The organism is Methanocalculus sp. (genome assembly GCF_029762515.1).
Taxonomy (GTDB): domain Archaea; phylum Halobacteriota; class Methanomicrobia; order Methanomicrobiales; family Methanocorpusculaceae; genus Methanocalculus.
Genome location: NZ_JARVGN010000511.1, coordinates 1 through 1,377 on the forward strand (window position 1 = coordinate 1; position 1,377 = coordinate 1,377).

Sequence of the window (1,377 nt, forward strand, 5' to 3'; positions counted from 1 at the left end):
TCTGGATCTCCAGCCCCTGAGTGAACAGATCCTCATTGTATTATTCAAACATCTGATAGCCAGATGATGACTCGTTCACAATTCAAAATCCGCAACGGATCAGCGAAGGACAAAAAAAAGGTTGTATTTGGGACGAAGCCCCGTTTGTACATTTACCCGTTAATCCAGTAGCTGGCCTTGTCGGGATTTGCTGTGATCCAGGCACGGGCGGCCTCTCTGTCAGGGACACCCTCTTCGATGCTGGTCATCACTTCTGCAATGTCCACAGCACTCCACTGGAACCGCTCAAGGATCGCGTATGCTTCAGGATCATCTGTCTTCAGGCCGCTGCGTGCCACAGTGACGACATCTTCTGCCTCACCATATACACCTTTTGGATCATCAAGGAACTTCAGGTCGAACCTGCCGAATTTCCAGTGTGGTGCCCATCCTGTGACGACAATCCATTCCTCATTATTATATGCGGAACGGAGTTCGGCTGCCATTCCGGCACTGCTGGATGCTACAAGCTCATAATTCAGACCGTATTCGACGATTGCATCTTCAGTTGCCTGCATGATACCTGCACCGGGCTCAATACCGATGATCTTTCCATCGAACTGGTCTGCGACAGCGTTCATCTCCTCAATCGAGTCGATGGTTACATACTTTGGAACAACAAGACCGATTCGGGCATCGCCGGGGATATTCTTATTGACATAATCGAGCCGGTCACCATACTCTTCCCAGTACATACTGTGTGTATGGGGGAGCCATGCAGTTGTGGTGAAGTCGATATCGCCATTGGCAAGCCCCGCATAGAGGGGTCCTGCATCTACTGCGATAAGGGTTACCTTATATCCGGCTTCCTCAAAGACTTCCTGCATCACATGGGTGCTGGCTATCGCACAATCCCAGGTGACATAGCCGATTGAGATCTCCTTCTGAGGTTCGGTTGTCTCGCCGACACACCCTGCTGCGAGGAGTGCGGTGCAGAGCATTAACCCTGCAAAAAGTGAGATAAACAGTTTCTTTGTAATCATTCATTCACCATCCTTTTTAATTGTTTGAAATCTAACTAAATCTTTAGAGAGACCAGTTGAACTTTTGTGGCTAATATGTGAAAAAAGTTTTTGAGTATGTTTATATATTATTATGAAATGGAGCCCATATCTTCATTCCCGCGCCTTCTCAGATTTAATCAGGCCCTGGGTTATCCGGTCAAGAATGATGGCGATGATCACAATTGCAAGCCCTGCCTCAAAGCCCATGGCGATATTCACCCGCTGGATGCCAACAAGCACCTGGTACCCAAGACCTCCTGCTCCGATCATCGATGCAATGACGACCATCGAGAGGGCGAGCATGATACACTGGTTGACCCCTGCCATGATCGTC

1 protein-coding gene and 1 pseudogene are annotated in these 1,377 nt (G+C 48.7%); both read right to left on the bottom strand.

The annotated features are described in order from the left end of the window. Window positions 1-152 precede the first annotated feature (152 nt). The gene (locus tag QCH34_RS12705) at window positions 153-1,022 is read right to left on the bottom strand and encodes a glycine betaine ABC transporter substrate-binding protein (RefSeq protein ID WP_300334675.1); all 870 of its coding nucleotides are present in this window, start codon (window positions 1,020-1,022) and stop codon (window positions 153-155) included. A gap of 132 nt (window positions 1,023-1,154) precedes the next feature. Further along, a pseudogene (locus QCH34_RS12710) lies at window positions 1,155-1,377 on the bottom strand (proline/glycine betaine ABC transporter permease); the annotation flags it as partial.

Coding starts and splice junctions, on each gene's coding strand:
- QCH34_RS12705 (WP_300334675.1), bottom strand. CDS start 1,022: ATGATTACAAAGAAACTGTTTATCTCACTTTTTGCAGGGTTAATGCTC.